This window comes from Nitrosopumilus sp. b1, assembly GCF_014078545.1.
Classification (GTDB): domain Archaea; phylum Thermoproteota; class Nitrososphaeria; order Nitrososphaerales; family Nitrosopumilaceae; genus PXYB01.
Map to the genome: position 1 here is coordinate 18,914 of NZ_MU078713.1, position 21,977 is coordinate 40,890.

The 21,977-nt window shown below is 36.3% G+C and carries 27 protein-coding genes; 11 read left to right on the forward strand and 16 right to left on the reverse strand.

Going from position 1 to position 21,977, the window contains the following annotated elements:
* Window position 1 precedes the first annotated feature (1 nt).
* Genes rnz through C6988_RS02700 form a run of 4 tightly spaced genes read right to left on the reverse strand, consistent with a single transcriptional unit; the run spans window position 2 to window position 4,508 of the window.
* Window positions 2-901, reverse strand: a complete 900-nt coding sequence (gene rnz / locus C6988_RS02685) for a ribonuclease Z (RefSeq protein ID WP_182133352.1) — start codon at window positions 899-901, stop codon at window positions 2-4.
* Window positions 898-1,845, reverse strand: coding sequence for a DNA methyltransferase (locus tag C6988_RS02690; protein WP_182133354.1), 948 nt, complete (start codon window positions 1,843-1,845; stop codon window positions 898-900). Before C6988_RS02690 ends, rnz begins: the two co-directional genes overlap by 4 nt.
* Window positions 1,845-2,723: a ribose-phosphate diphosphokinase gene (locus C6988_RS02695; protein ID WP_182133356.1), complete on the reverse strand. Its 879-nt coding sequence runs from the start codon at window positions 2,721-2,723 to the stop codon at window positions 1,845-1,847. The genes C6988_RS02690 and C6988_RS02695 overlap by 1 nt, the downstream gene beginning before the upstream one ends.
* 42 nt (window positions 2,724-2,765) lie before the next feature.
* Window positions 2,766-4,508, reverse strand: a complete 1,743-nt coding sequence (locus C6988_RS02700; RefSeq protein WP_182133358.1) for a mechanosensitive ion channel family protein — start codon at window positions 4,506-4,508, stop codon at window positions 2,766-2,768.
* A gap of 130 nt (window positions 4,509-4,638) precedes the next feature.
* Here C6988_RS02700 and C6988_RS02705 point away from each other — a divergent pair, with 130 nt between their 5' ends.
* From C6988_RS02705 to C6988_RS02720, 4 genes are all read left to right on the forward strand, one after another.
* Window positions 4,639-6,009, forward strand: coding sequence for a KamA family radical SAM protein (locus C6988_RS02705; RefSeq protein ID WP_182133360.1), 1,371 nt, complete (start codon window positions 4,639-4,641; stop codon window positions 6,007-6,009).
* A 72-nt stretch (window positions 6,010-6,081) separates the two neighbouring features.
* Complete coding sequence (gene glnA / locus C6988_RS02710; RefSeq protein WP_182133475.1) at window positions 6,082-7,524, forward strand: type I glutamate--ammonia ligase; 1,443 nt, start codon at window positions 6,082-6,084, stop codon at window positions 7,522-7,524.
* A 77-nt stretch (window positions 7,525-7,601) separates the two neighbouring features.
* Complete coding sequence (locus tag C6988_RS02715) at window positions 7,602-8,240, forward strand: hypothetical protein (protein WP_182133362.1); 639 nt, start codon at window positions 7,602-7,604, stop codon at window positions 8,238-8,240.
* A 71-nt stretch (window positions 8,241-8,311) separates the two neighbouring features.
* Window positions 8,312-8,527, forward strand: coding sequence for a hypothetical protein (locus tag C6988_RS02720; RefSeq protein ID WP_182133364.1), 216 nt, complete (start codon window positions 8,312-8,314; stop codon window positions 8,525-8,527).
* Here the strand turns inward: C6988_RS02720 and C6988_RS02725 are convergent.
* Window positions 8,519-10,069: a peptidase gene (locus tag C6988_RS02725; protein ID WP_182133366.1), complete on the reverse strand. Its 1,551-nt coding sequence runs from the start codon at window positions 10,067-10,069 to the stop codon at window positions 8,519-8,521. The genes C6988_RS02720 and C6988_RS02725 overlap by 9 nt on opposite strands.
* 15 nt (window positions 10,070-10,084) lie before the next feature.
* A complete protein-coding gene (locus C6988_RS02730) occupies window positions 10,085-11,017 on the reverse strand; it encodes a COG1361 family protein (protein WP_182133368.1) in 933 nt (310 codons plus the stop codon).
* 143 nt (window positions 11,018-11,160) lie between these two features.
* Between C6988_RS02730 and C6988_RS02735 the strand changes: the two genes are divergently transcribed.
* Entirely contained in the window at window positions 11,161-12,072 is a 912-nt protein-coding gene (locus tag C6988_RS02735; protein ID WP_182133370.1) for a transcription initiation factor IIB, read from the forward strand.
* Here C6988_RS02735 and C6988_RS02740 read toward each other — a convergent pair.
* Both C6988_RS02740 and C6988_RS02745 read right to left on the reverse strand, forming a co-directional pair.
* Window positions 12,069-12,377 (reverse strand): hypothetical protein, encoded by a 309-nt coding sequence (locus C6988_RS02740; protein WP_182133372.1) that lies wholly within the window; start codon window positions 12,375-12,377, stop codon window positions 12,069-12,071. The genes C6988_RS02735 and C6988_RS02740 overlap by 4 nt on opposite strands.
* Window positions 12,378-12,483: 106 nt before the next feature.
* A complete protein-coding gene (locus tag C6988_RS02745) occupies window positions 12,484-12,717 on the reverse strand; it encodes a hypothetical protein (protein ID WP_182133374.1) in 234 nt (77 codons plus the stop codon).
* A gap of 62 nt (window positions 12,718-12,779) precedes the next feature.
* On the opposite strand from C6988_RS02745, the gene C6988_RS02750 reads away from it, so the two are divergent.
* The 3 genes from C6988_RS02750 to cysC are packed head-to-tail and all read left to right on the forward strand — an operon-like array spanning window position 12,780 to window position 14,738.
* Entirely contained in the window at window positions 12,780-13,622 is an 843-nt protein-coding gene (locus C6988_RS02750) for a metallophosphoesterase family protein (RefSeq protein WP_182133376.1), read from the forward strand.
* A 26-nt stretch (window positions 13,623-13,648) separates the two neighbouring features.
* A complete protein-coding gene (locus C6988_RS02755) occupies window positions 13,649-14,191 on the forward strand; it encodes a hemerythrin domain-containing protein (RefSeq protein WP_182133378.1) in 543 nt (180 codons plus the stop codon).
* 34 nt (window positions 14,192-14,225) lie between these two features.
* Complete coding sequence (gene cysC / locus C6988_RS02760; RefSeq protein WP_182133380.1) at window positions 14,226-14,738, forward strand: adenylyl-sulfate kinase; 513 nt, start codon at window positions 14,226-14,228, stop codon at window positions 14,736-14,738.
* A 46-nt stretch (window positions 14,739-14,784) separates the two neighbouring features.
* Here the strand turns inward: cysC and C6988_RS02765 are convergent, their stop codons facing one another.
* Window positions 14,785-15,339 (reverse strand): hypothetical protein, encoded by a 555-nt coding sequence (locus C6988_RS02765; RefSeq protein ID WP_182133382.1) that lies wholly within the window; start codon window positions 15,337-15,339, stop codon window positions 14,785-14,787.
* A 155-nt stretch (window positions 15,340-15,494) separates the two neighbouring features.
* Between C6988_RS02765 and C6988_RS02770 the strand changes: the two genes are divergently transcribed.
* Window positions 15,495-15,653, forward strand: coding sequence for a hypothetical protein (locus C6988_RS02770; protein WP_182133384.1), 159 nt, complete (start codon window positions 15,495-15,497; stop codon window positions 15,651-15,653).
* 1 nt (window position 15,654) lies between these two features.
* Here C6988_RS02770 and C6988_RS02775 read toward each other — a convergent pair whose 3' ends face one another.
* The 5 genes from C6988_RS02775 to C6988_RS02795 form a co-directional block, all read right to left on the reverse strand.
* A complete protein-coding gene (locus C6988_RS02775; RefSeq protein ID WP_182133387.1) occupies window positions 15,655-16,470 on the reverse strand; it encodes a 3'(2'),5'-bisphosphate nucleotidase CysQ family protein in 816 nt (271 codons plus the stop codon).
* Window position 16,471: 1 nt separating this feature from the next.
* Window positions 16,472-16,681 carry a hypothetical protein gene (locus C6988_RS02780; RefSeq protein ID WP_182133389.1) on the reverse strand — a complete coding sequence of 70 codons (210 nt, stop codon included), beginning with the start codon at window positions 16,679-16,681 and terminating at the stop codon, window positions 16,472-16,474.
* A gap of 33 nt (window positions 16,682-16,714) precedes the next feature.
* A complete protein-coding gene (locus tag C6988_RS02785) occupies window positions 16,715-17,458 on the reverse strand; it encodes an SDR family NAD(P)-dependent oxidoreductase (protein WP_182133390.1) in 744 nt (247 codons plus the stop codon).
* Between the two features lie 292 nt (window positions 17,459-17,750).
* Window positions 17,751-18,185, reverse strand: a complete 435-nt coding sequence (locus tag C6988_RS02790) for a hypothetical protein (protein WP_182133392.1) — start codon at window positions 18,183-18,185, stop codon at window positions 17,751-17,753.
* 3 nt (window positions 18,186-18,188) lie between these two features.
* On the reverse strand, window positions 18,189-19,097 hold the full coding sequence (locus C6988_RS02795) for a transcription initiation factor IIB (protein ID WP_182133394.1): 909 nt from the start codon (window positions 19,095-19,097) through the stop codon (window positions 18,189-18,191).
* 345 nt (window positions 19,098-19,442) lie between these two features.
* Between C6988_RS02795 and C6988_RS02800 the strand changes: the two genes are divergently transcribed.
* Window positions 19,443-20,093 (forward strand): Snf7 family protein, encoded by a 651-nt coding sequence (locus C6988_RS02800; RefSeq protein ID WP_182133396.1) that lies wholly within the window; start codon window positions 19,443-19,445, stop codon window positions 20,091-20,093.
* 13 nt (window positions 20,094-20,106) lie between these two features.
* On the opposite strand, the gene C6988_RS02805 is transcribed toward C6988_RS02800, so the two are convergent.
* Window positions 20,107-20,613 (reverse strand): kinetochore Spc7 family protein, encoded by a 507-nt coding sequence (locus C6988_RS02805; RefSeq protein ID WP_182133398.1) that lies wholly within the window; start codon window positions 20,611-20,613, stop codon window positions 20,107-20,109.
* An 87-nt stretch (window positions 20,614-20,700) separates the two neighbouring features.
* Window positions 20,701-21,387 (reverse strand): hypothetical protein, encoded by a 687-nt coding sequence (locus C6988_RS02810; RefSeq protein WP_182133400.1) that lies wholly within the window; start codon window positions 21,385-21,387, stop codon window positions 20,701-20,703.
* Window positions 21,388-21,713: 326 nt separating this feature from the next.
* Here C6988_RS02810 and C6988_RS02815 point away from each other — a divergent pair, with 326 nt between their 5' ends.
* Window positions 21,714-21,974 (forward strand): winged helix-turn-helix domain-containing protein, encoded by a 261-nt coding sequence (locus C6988_RS02815; protein ID WP_220463400.1) that lies wholly within the window; start codon window positions 21,714-21,716, stop codon window positions 21,972-21,974.
* Window positions 21,975-21,977 lie beyond the last annotated feature (3 nt).

The following is a 21,977-nucleotide window of genomic DNA, read 5'->3' on the forward strand; positions in this document are numbered from 1 at the left end:
GTTATTTTATCTCAATCTCTAAAAGATCTTTAGCAGCTATAACAGAGCTGTGAATTTTTCTGGCTTCTTCTGCTAGTAACGTCTCATCACTATATCTTGCTGAAAAATGTGTTAAAATTAGATTTTTTACATTAGCATTTTTTGCTAATAATGCAGCTTCAGATGCTGTAGAATGAAAAGTTTCATTTGCTTTTTGTTGTAAGCTTGAATCAAATGTTGAGTCAAAGGTTAGATAATCACAATTTTTAAAAAATTCTTCTAATTGCTTTGTAGGTCTTGTGTCACCAGATATGCCAATCTTTTTACCAGATCTTTTTTCTCCCAAGACGTCTGATGGTTTGAATGTTTTTCCATTAATGCTAATGCTTTCTCCAGATTGTAACTTATGCCAGAGCTCTCCTTCTGGTATACCAAGTCCTAATGCTTTTTCAGGAAAAAATCTTCCCGGCTTATCTTTTTCTTGAAAAACAAATGAAAATGCAGGTGTAGAATGCAACGCATTTGATGCTGAAACATGGTATCCTTTCTCTTCCACAACTATTCCTTCATCTACTACTGCAACCATAATGGGAAACGACAAACCAAAATTCAGAATCTTAATGTTTGCTGATAAAAACTCATCAATTCCTTTTGGACCAAAAATCTCTATCTTTTCTGTTCTATGCTGCAATGTCATTGTTTGGATCAGACCCAAAATTCCTAAGCAGTGGTCTCCATGAAGATGAGTTACAAAAATCTTCATTGGTTTATTCCATCCTAAACCTGACTTTAAGAAGGAAACTTGGCTTCCTTCTCCAGCATCAAACATCAATATCTCTCCATCTCTCTCTAGACAAATTGATGATAATCCCCTCCTTTCCGTAGGTTGCGCTGCAGATGTTCCCAAGAAAACTAATTTCATTTTACCAAAATTACCCTTGTCAAACTTTTATGCCTATAGATTTCATATCGCTTTGCAAAATTCCATTTTAGATTCTTTTCTGTTCCTTTCTTACACATTATAGCAACCTTCTTTCTTTTCGGGATCTTACTAACTAGTTTTTCAAGCAATTTCTCTGGACCTTCAGATGTTTTTGATGCTCTCCCATAAGGAATATCAGTTACAATTCCATCAAATGAATCTACAATTTTATCCATATAGCTAAAATCCTCATTATAGATTTCTGATTTGAATCCATTAGCTTTAATATTTTCTCTTGAAACATCGCACATCTTCTTATCAAAATCAATACCGATAGAGTTTATCTTCATACTACTTGCCTCTAATAGCGTGGTCCCTGTTCCACAAAATGGATCACAAATAGTTTCATCCTCTTTTATTCCCGACAGATTAATCATAGCTCTACACAACTTCCAATCAAGTTCATGGGGATGACCTCTAACTTTTTTTGGTCTTTCATCCTTGACAAATTTCGGAGAAAAACCAAAGAATGCTTGATCTTCTGTAAAGATCAAATAAACGACTACGTCAGGATCATTTAGTGATACTTTTGACTGGGAAAATTTTGAAATCATACTTCCCATAGCTCTTTCTAATTCCGTCGTATCGGATGAATCTGATGAAAGATTTATCACACGACATGAAAACGTTGATGAATTTTGTAACAACAGATAACTATCTTCATCTAAAAATAAATTTGATAATTTTCTGAGTAATAGACCTGCAATTTTTACAAAGGTTGCTCGTCTGGCTATTGTTTGCCATGGAATAGTTGATTGAATAATTACAATATTTGAAAAAACCTGAGTCTTTGCAAATCTATCATAGGATCTTACAATTGAGATTACTTCGTCTGTAGCTAATTCCAAATTATCTTTAGAGACTATGAAAAAGCTCTCTGGCATTATACCATTGCCTTTGCAATAGTATTTGAAATATCTACTATCGATGTGTTGCCTGGAATTGTGTTTGTACTAATTATCCGTGTGACACCAGCTTTCTTGATACGTGCCTCAGCGTCATTTATCAACAAAGCATGAGTACATGCAACGTAAATTTTTCCGCATTTTTGCTTTTTTAAGAATTCTGCAGCCTTGATAATACTACCTCCTGTACTAATCATATCGTCTACAAGAATCAGATCTCTTCCTACTACATGATTTAACTTTGAATTGATAATTTGCACCTTTCCAGTTTTTCTATCTCGCTTCTTTGATAGAGCAATATGCTCAACTTTGAGATTCTCTGCAAATTTCTTTGCTCTCTCTTTTCCACCTTGATCAGGCGACACCACGAGAACGTCTTTCAGCTTTAGTTTTTTAAAATACATTGCAAGATCGGGAATTGCCGATACATTTTGTTTTGTGATTTTGAAATGCTTTAGACCAATTAGACTGTGAATATCTACTACAATCAAGTTAGTAACTCCGATTGCTTTGAATAATTTTGCTAGCACTCTCATAGTGATTATTTCTCCAGGAAGAAATTCTCTATCCTGTCTTGCATAGCCCATGTATGGAATTATCAAGGTGATTTTTTTTGAAAATTGCTGTGAATGTGAGATCAATGATAACGCTTGAATCAGATTGGTATCAACTGGAGGATAGGTTGACTGTACTACAATAACATGCTCAGCTTTTGGAATTTTCTTTAATGTGATCTTGCTTTCCCCATCTGGAAATAATTTTAATTCTGTTTTAACAAATTGTGCATGTATCTTTTTTGCAATTTTCTTTGCAAGATCTTCTGATGAGTTTCCCGCTATTACGGCAATTTTTGTCAATATATCATCGATGAAACAGGCATTCTTAAATTTTGAGAGAAATCATTCCTCAGATCCACCCTTTCCAATATCGCCAAGACCATAATCATCAAGAACTTTGCGTCGTTCACTATCTAGTCTTCCTATCTCTTCTGCCTCACGTTTCTCATCGCCTTGATAGACAGTTCTAATTGGCCATGGAATTCTAATGTCATATTTCTTGAACTCTTCATACATGATCATTCTCATTGTTGTTTTAGTTTTGAATTGAGCACCATAATCTCTTACATATACCCAGACTGTAAAATCAAGTGCTGAATCATTGAATTCATTAAATCTTACAATTGGCTGATTAAGATCAACATGTAGCGCCTTATCACAACCACAACTTGACTTGTTGATGTCTATGTATGGACATCTTTTCTGTAAAACAAGATGTTTTCCTTTCTCATCCACAGTTTCATTCATCGTGCGTTTTCCAACTTTGACCAAGATTGATGCTACCTGTTTAGGATCATTTAGATAAGAAACTCCAACATTGACTATTGCAGGAACCATCTTCAAATCTTTTGAATAGTTTAGAATCTGAGCATTAACCAGTTGCCTTGTTGGAATAATTGCAATTGATTCATTTAATGCATGCCTGACAAACGTCACTCTTGAAGTAATCTTGTGTATATATCCACCAAAACCTGATTCTAGCTGAACTCTGTCCCCTTCCACGACAATTCTGTCTTTTCTAATTAGTATGTAGGCAAACCAATTTTGCATTGTTTCTTGGAGAGCAAGACCCAATCCAATTGAGAATCCACCAGTTGCTGTAGCTAAAACCCAAAGGTCAACTCCCCACCAACTAATCACGCCTAAAACTATTGCAGCAAAAATTCCTAAAGGTAAGATCTGAGAAACAGACTTTGGTAAATCTTTTCTCTTTTGTTCTGCATAACCTGGTGGTTTTGCTCCTGCAACAATTGGCTCGTAATCATTAACTCTTTTTTCTTCTCGCCAAATATCAATCTGATAAATCTCTTCAATCTTTCTTCCTGGTAGGAGTTTTTTTCCTGCTTCATTATCTCCTGAGACACATTGTTGATAATATTTTTGATATTTTGTACGTTCTGATTTTTTCCATTCTTCAAATGGATCCTTTACTAGCTGCTCATAACTTCCAATTGATGCACCTTTTCCAGTGTGAAATGATTCAAGGTATCTTATTCCTGATTCTGTTTTTAGATTTTCTTGAAACTCTTCATCAGTAAGATCTTCCGGTGTATGTTTTGGAGGAATCCACCTGAACATTTTGTGAAAAAGATCTCCTTCATCATCTTCAAACCCCTTCTTTTCTCTCCAATTCTCATAATCTTCAAACTCTAGTTTTGAAGCCTCATGTTTCTTCAAAATTACGGGAATTAAATGAGCAACTGCATATCCAATTACTAGAATGTTCATAGTATTGAGAATTTTGGCAAACGTTTCACTTGCAGAAAGATCATCATCAATATCTACGGAATCATCGAATAACTCAAAAGTCTGAATGTAAGCATTAGTTGAAGAGACAAGCGCTATTGCAAAAAATGGTAGAACTGCAACTCGAACAAATCTTGCAATGTGTGGCCTAGTATAGTGAAATTTTTGAGATCTAGTCCATTGAGAAAACTTCCTGTAAATTGTTACAATTCCTATTATGCCAACAATCAGAACTGTAAATGCTATCTGTAATGATTCAGAAGAGGCTAGTAATCCAGAAATAGTCTCAAACTCTGAAATCTGACTTGATACTGCTTCTACTACTTCTCCTTCTGCCATCTACAATCTCTTTTTTATGCTATTTTTAAAACATAACCAAAAAATTCACGCCCAAACAACTAATTCTGTTTTTAAATTTTTAGGCTCCAAATGTCTAACCTTTAACAAGGGTATTGAATTATACCACCTTATGCAAAGTTCAGAGTCTGTTTGGAGTGTAGAGGAATCACCAAATATCAAATCATATACTTTAGCAAACTTTCGTACACTTCCTCAAATTCAAGAATTCTCTGAAGAAAAACAATTTGAGATGGAAGTGGTGGGAAATGTACTTCCTTTTAAAACCAATAATTATGTTGTAGAGCAGCTCATAGATTGGAATAACGTTCCAAAAGATTCCATGTTTGTCTTAACTTTTCCTCAAAAAGGAATGTTGATTCCTAAACACTATGAAAAGATGGCAACTACCCTAAAAAACTCTTCAGATAAAAAAGAGATTCAAAAAGTAGCTAACGATATAAGATTAGAGCTTAATCCACACCCAGCTGGTCAAATGGAGCTTAATGTACCAACACTAAAAGATGGAACCAAGCTTTATGGAATGCAACACAAGTACAAAGAGACTTGTCTGTTCTTCCCAAGTCAAAGCCAGACATGTCATGCATACTGTAGTTTCTGTTTCCGTTGGCCACAATTTGTTGGAATGGATGAGCTAAAATTTGCAATGCAAGAGAGTAACTCACTTGTTCAATACGTACGAGAACATCCAGAAATTTCAGATGTTTTGTTTACTGGTGGTGATCCAATGATTATGAAGGCAAAAGTGTTTTCAACTTACATTAATTCTCTTCTCGATGCCGATATACCAAACCTAAAAACAATTCGAATTGGTACTAAATCATTAGCATACTGGCCTTACAAATTTCTTACAGACGATGATGCAGAAGAAACACTTGCAATGCTTCAGAGAGTTTCTGATAAAGGATTACATCTTGCATTTATGGCACATTTCAATCACTCTGCAGAGCTCAAGACAGGAGCTGTAAAAGAAGCAATAAAAAGAATTAGAAAAACAGGAGCACAAATTAGAACTCAATCACCAATTCTCCGTCACATCAATGATGATCCACAAGTCTGGGCAGACATGTGGAGAACCCAAGTCCAATTGGGATGCATACCATACTACATGTTTGTAGTTCGTGATACCGGAGCACAACACTACTTTGGAATTCCATTAGTTAAAGCACATGAAATTTTCCGTAAAGCATACAGACAAGTAAGCGGTCTTGCAAGAACGGTTAGAGGTCCTAGCATGTCTGCTACTCCTGGCAAAATCCATGTACTTGGTGCATCAGAAATTAATGGAGAAAAAGTTATCGTATTAAGAATTTTACAAGGAAGAAATCCTGAATGGGTTCATATTCCATTTTTTGCAAAATATGATGAAAATGCAATATGGATTGATGATCTAAAGCCATTTTCTGGAGAAAAATTCTTCTTTGAAGATGAAATGCAGAAAATCCTTCATGGTAGAAAGGAACAAGACCTTCCAGAATCCTAAGATTTGTCTTTACAACAGCTCAAACAAACTTAACGACAAATGGTAAATTACGAGAATTCAACCATAAATCAGATGGATGTTAACGGGGTTTTCAAAACCATAGAGGAAGAAAACATTTCATTTCTTGATTTCTGGTTTGTTGATATTTTTGGAGAATTACATAGAGTTGGTATGCCTAGCTATGCAGTTTCAGAAGAAAATTTTGAAAATGGATTAGAAAAACTAGATGCCAGCTCAATTGTTGGTTTCAAAGCAGTAAATAGATCAGACATGATCTTAAAACCTGATCCTTCCACATTTCGAATTTTACCTCCCGATTATGATAATCACCGAAAGAATGCACGAATCATCTGTGATATCTATGAGGGCAACACTACTGAATCCTCAAGATATAACCGTGATTCCCGTGGTATAACTCACAAGGCCAACCAAAAACTTACAGAAGCTGGACTAACACATACAAACTGGGGACCTGAAGTAGAGTTTTTTGTTTTTGATGCAATCAATGTATATCCTTCACCATATGCAGCAACTCATTCCTATGGTGGATCAGGATATTCAATTGAATCAAAAGAATCCCCATGGTCAAAAGGAAATATCAGCACTGCAATTGACATCAAAGAGGGATACTATCCATCACAACCAAAAGATACTCTTGAGACCTTTCGAAAGGACATCTGTGATGATCTATACCAATATTTTGGAATAAAAATTGAAGCCGAACATCATGAAGTAGCTACATCAGGACAATGTGAAATCAATCTGGTTTATGATGAAATGACTAAGATGGCTGATAACATAGTTTCTGTCAAAAATGTTGTTAGAGTAAAAGCTAGACGCCGAAATAAAGTTGCTACATTCATGCCAAAACCAATCTACGGAGATAATGCATCTGCAATGCATACACACCAAAGCCTATGGAATGGAAAAACAAATGCAATGTATGATCCTGATGATGATATTGCACAATTAAGTCAAATTGGACGATACTATGTAGGAGGTATCTTAGAGCATGCACAAGCGTTATGTGCAATTACTAATCCCACCACAAATTCTTACAAACGACTGGTTCCTGGATTTGAAGCCCCAGTTAACATGTGTTGGGGAATGGGAAACAGATCCGCCGCAATCAGAGTTCCGATGTATTATAGGAATCAAGAGAAGAGCAAAAGAATTGAATATCGTGTTCCAGATCCTACTGCAAACATCTATCTTTTAGAAGCTGCACTATTACTAGCAGGACTTGATGGAATAAAGAGAAAAATTGATCCCGGTAGTCCAGTCGAAGAAAACGTCTATCGGTTATCTCCTGAGAAAAAACGAGAATACAAAATTGGTTCCTTACCTGTGTCTCTAAAGGGTGCACTTGATGCATTAAAAAGTGACATGGGATTTCTTGAAGAAGTATTTACAAAAGACTTTCTTGATAAATACATGGATATAAAATACAAAGAGTACGTTGCCTTTGCCCAAACACCAACTGCTTGGGAAGTTTCAATGTATACTGATGCATAAACTGGTACAATAACCGAATTAATCTCAAAACAAAAAATCAGATTAACATTTTTAATCTTTGAGGGTAAGATCTCAATATGCAACATGTAAAATTTCTTATAATTTCATTACTCTGTATTCCATTAATCTCAACTGCATATGCACATACAGTTGACTCTGCTGGAGATTACCGTCTTGAGATAGGTTGGATTAACGAACCGGCAGTATCCGGTGAGACTAATGGGATTGAACTCTACATCAGTAAATTAGATCCTACAAAAGAATTTGATGAGCAAGAATTTGATATGAAAAAAGGTATAGCAGATCTACGTAAAGACTTTAGAATGGAGCTTGTATACAAGGAAGAAAAAATTTTTCTCAATGTTTTACAAGATCATGATGTTCCCGGAAAATATTTTGGCCTAGTTAATCCAACAATTGATGGATATTATCAAGTCAATATAATCGGAAAAATAGGTGACACTACAGTGAGCAAATCAATGCATCCACCAAAGGTGGAAAACAGAGAGCAAATTGATTTTCCAGTAAGACAAAATGAAAAAATTCTTTCTCAGCATGAAACGATACAATCTGAGCTGGATACAATAAAATCCAGATTAAACTCAATTGAAGAAAATAACTCTATTCAGAATTATGATCTCGGGATTGTGGGAATAATGACTGGGATTATAGGCATAGCGATAGCCTCAGCGGCCATAATAAAAAACAGAAGGTAGGAGCCTACATTTTGATTCATTTCCAAATTTGGAAGGAGAAGGTTAAATGAAATTCACACATTATCTACCCCATGAAGGCTAAGACCATTGATCGCAAGGAACTAGATGAGTTAGTTGACCCATTAACTGTGATAAATAATGGGTTTGAACTGCTAAAGCATAGATTTGAAAACACTATGGATGCATATGCATTAGCAGAATTTAGTAGAATAGAAAGATCATTGGCCAAACTTACCAGCGAAATTGAAAAATTAAGAGATGAAACAATCGCTGAAGAATCAAACTAACACGATTCCTCTTTCTATCAAAAATTGAATAGCACTAGCAAATTCTTTGTCACTGATCAATCCTTCTGACCACCACCCTGCATTGTTTTTCACCCAATCTGGAATTCCATGGTCTCCACCTAGTTGATTTTGGGTTGGTGGAACCACAATGATTCCTTCTTTAATCATAAACTCAATGCCCGAGAGAAAATCAGAGTCTTGTATCGTTCCTTCTGACCACCACCCTGCATTGTTTTTCACCCAATCTGGAATTGAAATCTCATCAACTTGTATTCTATCTACAACCACTGGAATTCCAACATTTCCAAGTTTGTTTCCACCAAGATTCAAAAACTGTACGGTTACTGGCCCTGAAACTCCTTCAGGAATATCTACTATTGCCTCATTTCTTTTTTCTTTTGAATCAGTACTGATTCCACTTGTTGAAAATACAACATTCTCTTTATGGATTAACATCAAGTCATAGCTTACTGCCACCGGACGATTTTTTAGAAATACATCTGTAATATCAAAAATAAATTTTATTTCTGAACCTGATTTGATCTCTTTTGGTTCCGAATCAAGGGTTATCCTATATTGTCCATTTCCCGTAACCGTACTAAGAGGGGCACCTTTAGCTGGAACCAATTTAAAATGCATATATTCTGAATTATCCTTTTTAGCTTGGAAGATTTCTAACAAATCATTTTTTGTTAATACTATGTGCACTATTCTCTGAATCTCAGAAAAACCATCAATAGTTACAACACGTTTTGCAACCTTTACGTCATTAACGAATGCATCATATTCAGATACTAGCAAATCACCAAAAGTCTTTGAGAAAGTTATCTCCTCGTGAACTACAGACGTCTGGTTAATGTTGTCTGTATTCCATTGAAATGGCATTGAAAATGTAATTGCCTTTGTAGCTGGGTCATATTGAAAATCCTCAATTTCATCATAATAGGTAATTACACTAATCTCTTTAGTGCCAAAGTTTGGGTCGTTAACTTTGTAAAAAGTTCTATCTGGAACAGAAATGCCGACTTTGTATTCTATAGGGGGGTTTAGTACATTTGAGAAACTTTCTGCCGTAGTAATTTTAACATCAAAACTATACAGTCCACCGGTCTTGAAAACCGCCCCTTTCAGTACTATTACGTCCTTTTCTGCTCCAATCAAGGTATCAAAAAAACTTCCCTGCTTTTCTTTTTCAATCACTATCTCTTGAGAGTCTGTCTCAACAAGATCCATAATGAAAATTCCATTTTTACTCTCAAATGTATCCTCAAAGAGGAATGTGTTTCCTTTCTGTGCCTTGATATGATATGTTACATCTCTAATCGTAATTGTATTTGAGGTATCAAACAAAGAAAAAGAAAACTCTTTGTTTGGATTTTCTGGATTCAGTTCGTTTGAAGAACTAACCTCAAGTGCGACTTGCTTGTTGCCTAATGGAACTGGAGGAAGAGTTTCAGAACCAATTCCATGTTGATATGAATTTGGAATTAATGAAAAAAACAATATTCCAATAACTAGTACAAATTTAATTTTTGAATCCATATCTATAATCAGCTTCTATTTTTTCACTTTTCTTTTCTTTTTAGTTCTTTGCGATCTTCTTATCGCAAGTGAGATAATTGTTCCTACAGGAATCCCAATTATCGTTCCAAGACTAACATAAGGAGCAATAAAAAAATCACCAATCCAAAAACCGCCGTCTGAAGTTAGCTCAAAAAATGTTCTCGGTCGCATAACTATAGAAACTGTTTTTGAATCTGATTTTTCTTCACCTGCGTCATCTTTATACTGGACGATTACTTGAAAAGGAATTTTGTATTCAGTGTTTATCTCATCACTTGGAGTTAAAATTCTTGAAGTAATGCTAATTGGATTATCTTTTTGTATGCTAGAAAAGGTGTGCATGGTTTCACCTCTAAACTCTACATCCTTAGGAGGAAGTACCTGCAGGGTTACATCTAAAATATCTGAATCTTCAGATATAATTTCTACAGTAAATGGAAACTCTGCGTTTGCAAATATTGATTCCGGTGTTATTGTGTGAATATTTATTTTTGGTTGCTCCTTTACAACCAACTCCATTGCAATGCTTTTTTGTAATGGATTCTGTGGTGTTTCATTATTTGCTAATAACACATGGGAATAATCTACATTTAGAAAATGCATTCCATCTCTTGCATTATCATTTACCGAAAATTCTAATGTAGAACCATACGATCCACCGGCCTCAATCTTTTCGATAAATATCTGATTTGATGAAACTGGAGTAATCGATGCATCTGGTTTGAAAACAAACAGAACATCTCTTTTATCTTCCCAACCATTATTCTCCACCAGAATAGACACTGAAAAATCTCGACCGATAATTACTGAATTAGGAGATGTTATCTGAATATCCATTCCGCCTTCTAGTGAGTGCTTTATTGTATCGGCAAATGCAGGTGTTACAATACAAGCAATTGCCAGAATAAGCAGAATTCTTAGCGACATTCTTCCTGTACCATGATAGAATAGGCATGTATGGCTTTTGTGTCTTCGTGAAATTTGAGATTCTAGCCATGAATAGGGTAAAACCCCCAAAAATTCATGGTTTTTAAATAGCTCTTTGTTAAAGATTCCTACCTCGTGATACAATGGTAAAAAAAGTAAACCCAAAAGAAATGTGCCCAAGATGTGGACAGGGCAAGCTCGTCACTGATAATGAATCAGGTGAGATGTTTTGCTCCAAATGTGGCTTTGTAATAACAGAAAAACTACAAGAATCAGGTCCTGAATGGAGATCCTTTACACAGGATGAACATGGAGACAGAGCAAGAGCAGGAGCTCCTACATCATTAACAATGCATGATATGGGGCTTGCAACAATTATCAACCCAGTAAACAAAGATGCTTCTGGAAGACCATTAACTGCATCAATGAAGAGTACCATCGAAAGACTTCGAACATGGGACAGTAGAAGCCAGGTACATGAACCAGTTGATAGAAACTTTAGACAGGCATTTTCAGAACTTAACAGACTCAAAGACAAGCTAGCAATTTCTGATGCTGTAATTGAAAAAGCAGCTTATATCTACCGAAAGGCATTGGAGAAGGGACTTGTAAGAGGAAGATCAATTTCTGCATTAATGGCCTCTGCATTGTATGCAGCTTGCCGTGATACAGAAACTCCCAGAAACCTCAAAGACGTAGAACAGGCAGCAAACATCAAAAGAAAAGATATCGCTAGATGTTATCGCCTGCTTGTAAAAGAACTAGACCTAAAAATGCCAGTTACTGATTCAATTCAATGTGTTGCAAGAATTGCAAGCCGTATTGGAATTGGTGAAAAAACAAAACGTTATGCAATCAAGGTTCTCAAACAGGCACAAGAGAATGAAGTTTCTGCAGGAAAAGATCCCATGGGATTGGCAGCAGCTGCACTTTATCTTTCATGTGTAAAAAATGGTGAAGATAAAACTCAGAGGGATATTGCCGAAGCTGCAAATGTAACTGAAGTTACTATTCGAAATAGATACAAAGGCCTCAAAGACTCTTTAGATGTCTAGGAAAAAAGCAGCGAAACTTTTTCAAATATTTTTAAGAATGCTCCATTGAATACCATATCCAATATCCTTTCACCAAATTTGTCATACATTAAATCAAATGCATCTCCTAGAACTGTCTTCTCTACTGTGGTAAGAATTCCATCGACTGTATTCTCTGCTAATTCTTCAGATGGTACACCCGAATCTAGATTGTGAAGAATTGATGGCATGGTATCCTTGAGGATATCAGGCGTGATATCGCTCATTACACTTGATGCTTGCTCACTAGTGGGATTCCTTATAGCCTCTTGAATTAACGGATCCATCGACCAGTAGACAAAATTCTAAACTATATTGAGTAGGGCATTATTGATTCAAACCTGGGACCACTTAGGTAAAACAATCGATGATCGATTCCATGTTGGAATTTAATTAATTACCGCTTAGATACCAATCAAAGTAGGGTCTAAACTGCTTGCAGTATGTGACCTTTTCATTCTCATCAGAAATATCAGCAAGCTTTGCAATTTTACCTGTCAAGTATTCCCTAGTAATATCTGTCCTAAACTCGTCACTCATTACATTCAAAAATTTTACAATCTCTTCTGGAGACAACGAGTCAAATTTCTCTAATGCATCTTTGATTTGAGTTCTTAACTCTGACATGTTATACTTCACGCTATACATCAAAATAATCGTTTAGCAGCTTGTAACCAATTGATACAGAAATGGATCTAATAATCACCGACATTCATGCAGATTTTTCAGCACTTGAGTCTATACTCAAAGTTGCAAATGATAAATCCTTTAAGAAAAAGTTTGGAGAGTTTTCAAGAATTCTAAATCTTGGAGATGTCTTGGAGAGGGGAACACATCCAAAGGAGGTGCTAGAAAAATTCTCAGAGCTCTCAAAATCATATCCATTTGAATCTGTAAATGGAAATCACGATGAGGGATTCTTGTATAGGAGAAAGGTAAGTGGTAGCTCATTTGAGAGTTTACATGCACACAAGATACTCACTGAAGATGATCTATCATTCTTTAAGAAAAATAAAGATGGTTCCATTGGACGTCAGGAATACATTGATGAAAAAAATAAGATCATCTGCGTGCATGGTGGTCCCTTGGATCCTACTATGATTACTCCAGAAAATGCTGGTGATGAAAGTTGGCTATATGAGAAATGCTGGCAGAGACTATCAGAGGAGGATTTTGAGTTCTTCAGCTATGCCGGATACCATTATACGGCAAAATCTGCATTTAATCATGCAAAGAAAAGACTAGATAATTTTGTAATCTTTTGCGGCCATGAACATATGGAGGCTGTACTGGAGGAAAGAAATGGTACAGTAACGAATCAGCTACGAAACCTAAGATACGAGTTTCTAAAAATTGGTGAACATTCCCTTGAACAAATATCCATACCAATCAAGCAAGATAGCAACTACATTATCAGGATTGGATTGGGAGGACCTGAGGGATACTATGGAACTGGTATGGCAAAGCCGCACTTTGGTATATACTCCAAGGAATCTGGAAACGTCTCTCTTTTTGCAATCAACACAAGTTAAAGCCTACAACTTTAGATAGACCCACATTGAGTGCAACAGACACCCTACGAAAAGACCATCAACACATCCGTAGACTGGAAAAGATTGTAGACAAGTGTCAGGTGGAACTTTACGCAGGAAGGGATATTCCTTTTTCTGATATAGAAAAGATCACGATAATAATTTCAGAATTTTTGGATTCAATTCATTATTCAAGAGAGGAGGACTCGTATTTTGCGTGTGTTGCAAGTTATGGAAATCTAAAAGAGGAAATAAGAAAATTCATGATAGAACATGAGTTTGGGAGAAGAATTGCAAGCAGCATTGCAAAACACCTGACCCGATGGAAGAATGGTGAGGATGCTAGAGAACCAGTTGCAAGGTTTCTTCGAACATATGCAATTTATCTTCGTGATCATCTCGAAAAGGAAGACAAATTCTTTGATCAAGCATCTTCTGAGGTTCTATCAAAGGAGGAGGAGCAGGAGATGTTTGAACAATTCCGCTCTGTTATGGCAATTAGCAAAAAAATAGATGATATGATAAAAGAGATCGGCTATCTGGAAAAAACTACTTGGTTCCTTTCGTAAGGTCTTTAAAGCGTTTTTTGTGCCTGTAAAATACATGACTTTTGTTCTATGGATGACTGGACTTCCTTGTTCCGGAAAGACTACGATAGTCAAAAAACTCCAGCAAAACATTCCAAACCTTGCAATGCTTGATGGTGATGAGCTACGAGAGTGGTTATCTCCAAAAGACTTCTCAAAAGCAGGACGAGATGAGCACAACAAAAAGGTGGCACATTTAGCAAAATTACTTCTAAAGCACAAGGTTCCAGTTGCAGTTTCACTTGTCAGTCCATATATTGAAAATAGAGAAAATGCTCGCAAAGTTGTAGATGCAGGAGATAAATTCTCTGAAGTCTATGTAAAATGCTCACTTGCAAAATGTGAAGAACGAGATGTAAAGGGCATGTACAAAAAAGCAAGAGCTGGTGAAATTAAGGGATTCACGGGAATTGATGATCCTTATGAGGCACCCCCAAATGCTGACCTAGTCATTGATGCAGAACATGAAACATTAGAAGAATCTGCAAACAGAATCAAAGAATATCTAAAATCAAAGAATTTACTTTAGTTATTTCAATTATTATTTTTGTAATTGATTAAAAATAAAAAAGAGATTATTGGACAATAACTCCAAGATTTAATCCACTTGGCTGTCCATTTGCGAGTATTGTCTCACCACATGCTGTAGGCTCATTAACAATGTGGAATGCAAGTGCACCATCTGCCAAATCACCTGAAAGAGTATTCTTTCCAGTATTGATTGTCATAATATTGTCTTTAATGGAAATCCCTGCTTGAACATACCCTGAGAGACTATGGATACATAGATCTGCTAGGGCTGCATCTGCACTTCCTCCTAAAACTACATTATGTGCATGCCACTTGTCAGGATTTTGATGAGAATCTCGAACAGGATTATGTGTTGTTACTGCAAAAACAGTATCGGGACCATTTGCGTATAACCAACCAAATCCTGCTAGAACCCCTTCTCCAGCATTCTTAGGAATGTCATCAGATGCGGTTATTGTCAATGTTGATGTATTCTTGTTTTTAGCTACGATGTTACTGTCATCTACACCTAACCAAGAGTCAGATGCAGTTACTGGAACAATCATTGCTATGGCAAAAATCGCTGCTAATGAAACACCTAGAATTGTTTGTGTCTTCATTGCCAAATTAAAACTGGTACATCTATAAAACTCCTATGAATATAGTATCTTCATAGATATCAGATCTCAGAAAATGTACAAAATGTATGTAATCTGATTACAAACACTTAGTATTATCTTAGATTTTCCTAAGCAAAAACTAAGGGAAATCTAAGATGGGAATCGCAATAAAACCAACAAAAATCAAACAAAGTGTCTATCTTCTAGTTCCAAAAAATATTGCAGAGCTGATTGATATCGATAAATCAAAATCATTAACTCTCAAAATTAAGAGAAACGGCTCTAAATCTGTCCTGGAATACTACATCCAATAATCTATTTTTTAAACGCGTCTAAAATTTTTTGATGAATTCTACCATTAGTTACCAGTAGTCCATTTTGGTGTCCAACGTCCTCGTTGTTGTAAATCATTTCATTTCCAAGCATGTCTGTCATCTTGCCACCTGCCTCATGAATGATACAACATGAAGCACATGAATCCCATTCTTTCATCTTGTTTGTGGTGGTAATGTATGCATCAGCTTCTCCGGCACTAATCATTCCAACTTTCAGCGAACTGCCTATTCCAGAAAACTTTCTTATTCCTAATTTTTCCAAAAAACTCTTCTCCTCATCTGACAAATGATGACGGCTACCAACAGCTACTGCTTCTCCTAAATCAGACACACTACTAACTGAAATCTTACTCCAAGTATCATCATCAAACTTGAATGCACCTGCTCCTTTTTGTGCAACAAACATGGTATTTTGAGTTGGCCAGTATATCACACCCAAGATCGGCTTCCCATCTTCCACAAGTGCAATCATAGCTGTAAACTCTCCAGTCTTGTTTACAAAGTCAAGTGTCCCATCTAGCGGATCTACTACCCAAAGCTTTCTTTCCTGCAATCTTGACATGTCATCATCATCCTCTTCTGATAAAATGAAATGCCCAGTTTTAGAAAGAATCTTTTTGATGATCTCATTGCTCTTCAAATCTGCCTCAGTTATTGGAGAATCATCATCTTTTGTCTCAGCTGAAAAATCAGTACTGTAAACTTTGAGAATTGCTTGACCTGCTTTTTGGGCTGCATCAATTGCCATAACAAGTTCTGGAAGTAGTGATTTTACAGGTGGTTCTAAAATAGACATCTCAAGTTGTTAGTTCAGGCTTTAGGGTCCAAACAATTCCTAGTATGATAAATGGAATTGACATAATTCCAATAATTCCTAAAATTGTATTAAATGAGGATTGCGAAACTTCGGGATTGTTGATTATCCATGGTAATGGCAATGAAATAACAAACCATATCACCCCAAGCAAAATTATCAGCTTTGCCTTCTTTTTTCTCTCTATGGTCAATATTTCAAGCTCCTTTGGGATCTATTAATAGGATTACTTTACAGACTCGCCACCATCAACTGCTAAAACGGCTCCCGTAGTCCAAGCTGAATCATCTGATGCAAAATACAATATTGCTTTTGCCACCTCTTCAGGAGTCCCAATTCTTCCAATTGGATGATCCTTATTCATAAATTCCCTATCAGCTTCTGTTCTCATAAACGGAGCAGTCATATCAGTATCTACCACCCCTGGACAAATGCAATTTACTCGAATTTTATTGGGAGCATATTGCAGAGCCCATGTCTTTGTAAGTAAGATTAAAGCAGCTTTTGATGCAGAATATGCATCTGCATTAAAATCCTGATATGCCTTTAGACCAGCATCTGATGAAATATTGATAATACTTCCACCGTTTTTTAGCATATGTGGAATTACCTCTTTTGTATAACGAAACGGTCCTGAAAGATTTACATCAATTACATTATTCCAATCTGACTCTTCAATCTCATGCAATTTTTTTATTCTTGGAAAAATTCCAGCATTGTTAACTAGAATATCGATTTTTCCAAATTTCTCAATCCCCTTTTTGACAACATTTGAAACTTCTATGGTCTTTGTAACATCGGCAGAGACGGCAAAACATCCACCTAGTTTCTTTGCTGCATCATTAAGTGTCTTAGAATTTTTTGATGTGATGATTACATCAGCCCCTGAATCTAAAAACAACTTTGCTGTTGCATAACCAATACCCCTGCTTCCTCCAGTTATTATAGCAACTTTTCCTTGAAGATTCATTCCCATCGTTCAGTTTGACTCTGATATAGTCATACGGAATTCCAAAAATCAAAGAGACTTTTTAAATTTAGCCGTAAAGAATTTCAATAAAAGTAGTTCTAATGTGTAATTATCATCACAAAATTTTAAATACAAAGAAAACGTATAAGAAATAATGCCGATGGATATAATTTCTATCGACTAACATCGCGTGGTCCCGCAGGACTGAAACGCGGACCCAAGAACACAAATGTGTCAACTTGGCCTAGAGAGGAAATCTCTCAACGTCCTGCAGAAGGGGGATCACGCCACCTTAGATTTTGTCATCTACTATCTGTATTGAAACTGGTCCCATAATGTTTCCATTAGGATTGATGATTATCTCTAATTCCTGTTCTTCTAAAATCTGAAACTCATTTTCTCCAAGATAATCCCAAGTATAGTAAAGGGCAGCTCCTGATTCATGAGGAGTTCCCTGTAAATCAAAATCCTCTGAAAATGAAAAATTTTCTCCAATCAACTTTATTGATAAAATCTGAGGACTATCTCCATTTGGAACAAAACGAAATTTGTATTCTCCAGGTAATATCTCAAAAGAACTGGTATAGACTCCCTCATGATACATGCCGGGTTCAGCTATAGTCACTGAGAATAGATTCTTGGATTCTGGAGCATCCATTGTAAATACTCCAAAAGCAACAATTATTCCAATAATTATTGCAATGAATCCGCCAACAATTAATTTCATTATCTATAGCTTTAATGCTTCTTTGAGACCCTTGTACCTGTTTCGAATGGTAACTTCTGTTACTCCAGCAGCTTGTGCAATGTCTTTTTGCGTCTTGTTTTCACCCATCATCACACATGCCAAATAGAGAGCTGCTGCTGCCAATCCCATGGGATCTTTTCCTGCAGAAACCTCAATTCGAGTTGCCTCTTTCAAAAACTCCAAAGCCTTTCTTTTGGTCTTCTCATTGAGATCAGCAATTGATGCAATTCTAGAAACCCCTTTAATGGGATCTACCACTGGCATCTTCAAATCTAATTCTCTTAGTAACAGTCGATAACACCTTGCCACATCTTTGCGTTTAATGTTAATCCCATTTGCAACATCTGACAAAGTCCTAGGAGTTTCGGTATTTCTGCAAGCAGCATAAAGGGATGCAGCTACCAAACCCGGAATAGATCTGCCTCTGACTAGACCTTTATCCAATGCTTTTCGATAGATGTATGCAGTTTTCTCAATTACTGCATCAGACAAGGCTAGCTTGTCCTTTAGTCTATCAAGTTCTGAAAATGCCTGTCTAAAGTTTCTATCAACTGGTTCATGTACCTGGCTTCTACTATCCCATGTTCGAAGTCTTTCGATGGTACTCTTCATTGATGCAGTAAGGGGTTTTCCCGAAGCATCCTTGTTGATTGGATTAATGACAGTTGCAAGTCCCATATCATGCATTGCCAACGATGTAGGAGTTCCTGCTCTTGCACGATCACCCCCATCATCTTTTGAAAAAGAACGCCATTCAGGACCTTCCTGTTCTGAGCGTTCAGATGCTACAAAACCACACTTGGAACAAAACATCTCACCTGATTCATTATCAGTTAACATTATGCCCTTTCCACACCGATGACATTTTTCACTTGATGCGGATTGAGTCATAAAATCGATTGAGAGTGGCTATGATTAAAGATAAAAAGATTTTACTTGCCTAAAATTAACGAATTTCGCCATTTTTTGGAGAAGATACAAAATTTTCTACCATACTGAATGTTCAAATCCATCAGAAACAATATTTAAATACATTTTTCTCGGTGGCTAAGAAAATGACAAAATGTCCACTATGCGGAGAATCCCTGAATAACGAATCTACCATAACTGAACATATCAAAAAGATCCATCCTCAAAGCGAATCACACACAATCAAAATTTAGTTAGCTAAACTTTGCTGATTGTTAAGCATAATTTACTTCTTTGATTAAGAACAAATTTTTACAGCACCCTCCGTTGACAAATTTCCAATCACAATGGTCAAAACCACAAACTCCCGGAATAACTGAAAGAATTGGTGAGACCATCAAGCCAAAGGGACCACTAAAACCAAGAGTCCAAATGGCTATTCAAAAATTACAAAAACAAATTTCAAAACTTGATGGAATGCTTACAAAATTAGGTGAAAGAGATGCAAAACTCTTCCAAAGAATTGTGCAAGCTACACAAGCACATGATACTCATACTAGCAAAGTTTTATCAAATGAATTAGCAGAAATTCGTAAAGTTTCCAAAGTCTTAGGAAATGCACGAATTGCTCTAGAGCAGATAGAACTCCGACTCTCAACTGCTAATGACTTGGGCGACACCATAGTCACAATCATGCCAACAATAGGATTAATGAAAGGCATGAAATCATCATTGGCAAAGTTCATGCCAGGAGCAGATGCTGAGATTTCAAAGATGGCAGAGATGCTTGGCGGAATGATGACAGACTCGTTCTCTGGCGATTCAGCATTTGGAATTGACACAGGCTCAAACGAAGAGACTGAAAAGATTCTCCAAGAAGCAGCAGCAGTTGCAGAAACATCTGTTGATTCCAGATTCCCAACTACCCCCGTAGAATCAGAGAATGTACAATCTGGAACATCATCACGTTTCATGTAATTAGATTCTAAATCTAAAGACTATCAGAATTTGGTCTATTTTCCTTAAACCGCTTGATGATGGAACCCTCATCATCTACAACTTTGTCTATTCCTGAAAGTTTGTTTCTTAGCTCATTTATCATATTACCAACCTCGTCTGCCTCAGTTTCAACCTGTTGTCTCTTCCTAGTTAGACTCTGTAATCCTGATCTTTCCTCATCAATATACTGACTAACCTTGACTAGCTTTTCCTTCAAATTCTTAATATCAACAGATTCATCTTCTACTTCTTTTTCAAGAGCAGTTCTCTTGTCTTTTAGATTCTTTATCATCAAACCCACATAATCGATTGCCTCATCAAGTCGGGCTCTTTTGTCCTTAAGTGCTCCAATACCAAGATCAGAATTTACCGTTTCTCTTGGTGTTTCACGTGTTTCAGACTCTCTTACTGGATTGTCTTCAGACTCATAATTCTGGGGTTTTTCTTCAACCATCTCTCCTCCAGCATCATCGTCTTTTTTCTTAAATTTATCAAACATGCTTACCCACTATTGTGATTCTCATTATTTGGCATTATTAAAGATACAAAGTCATAATCACTTTGCAAAAATAAAAAAGATGGATGGTTAGTCCACTACAATTGATTTTCTAAATTCATCTAAATGAATTTGATTGTCTGATCTAACTTGAATTTCCCCTATCTGAAAGAGTCGAATTGTTTCTCCTGAATCTGTATCTTGAAGACCAGCATTGACAAATGCAATAGCAAATGTGTTTTCCTCTCCTGCCTGAGCAACTTTTCCTGAAAAAATCACCTTATACGTGAGCTCATCATTTGAAGCAGTTCCATGAAGAACTACATTCTGCCCTCTAATCTTTCCTGAAAGTTCAAGATTTAGATTTCTACCTTCCAGCTCTATTGTCCCTTGAGAAGTCATTCTCCAGGCGTTTTCTCCAACTTTGATTGCTTTTCCATTAAAAAGCACAATTCCAGCATTGTAGGCTTTGGCATTGACAAATGCCCATCCTAAGGTCTCCCCTTCGAAGGATAACGCCTTTCGTATCTGTTCATCTGTAAAGTTCTCTGGAACCTCAAAGTATCTAACTTGAAGATTTCCATCTATTACTCGCTCAGTCAGAATAGTTCTAACCTTTTCCTTCTTTGCAATTGCAGACTTTGGAATTTCTTTTATTGAATCCATGCCTGAATCATCAGAATTTTCTGCCTGAACTTGAGAAATAGTCAGCGGAGATGCTGCAAGCATAAAGATAATCATCAATCCAGTTCGGAAATTTTGGTTTGATTTTACCATGAGCCTAATATGCTGAATTTGATAGATTAGGGACAGCGAGAAATGATCCTGTTCCTTATATAGAAAAAATCAACAGACTAATTTTCTAAAATTTCTTCAAAAAAATAAGAAAAAATCAGAATATCAATTTTTGTGCCTAAATTCCGGACTTTTACAAAAATCTGACATTGAATTAATTTTCCCGCACCAAAAATGCTGATTTTTAGGGTATTTCAGGATGTGAAACAAGCGTTCCGCTTTGCGTTCCGCTATAAAGTTTCAAAATGTACCTGATAAACACTGCACTCGTATAGTAGTCCATGTCAAAACAACAATACAGGTCCGAAATGGGCATCATGGGTGATATCTTAGATGTCACTATGGAAGGAGGACGCACTGGGGTTATTGTTTCAGCTATCTCCCGTCGAGCCAACCTATCACACTATGCTGTATTAGACAAGTGCGAAAAACTTGTCTCAGCAGGATTAGTAGAGTCTGTAAAAAACGATAGAAACAGAGTCTACATGATTACAGAGAAGGGACTTCAATTCTTTCAAGAATTTAGAAGATTCCAGAATCTCGTGGAGTCAATGAATCTAAGGTATTAAGCC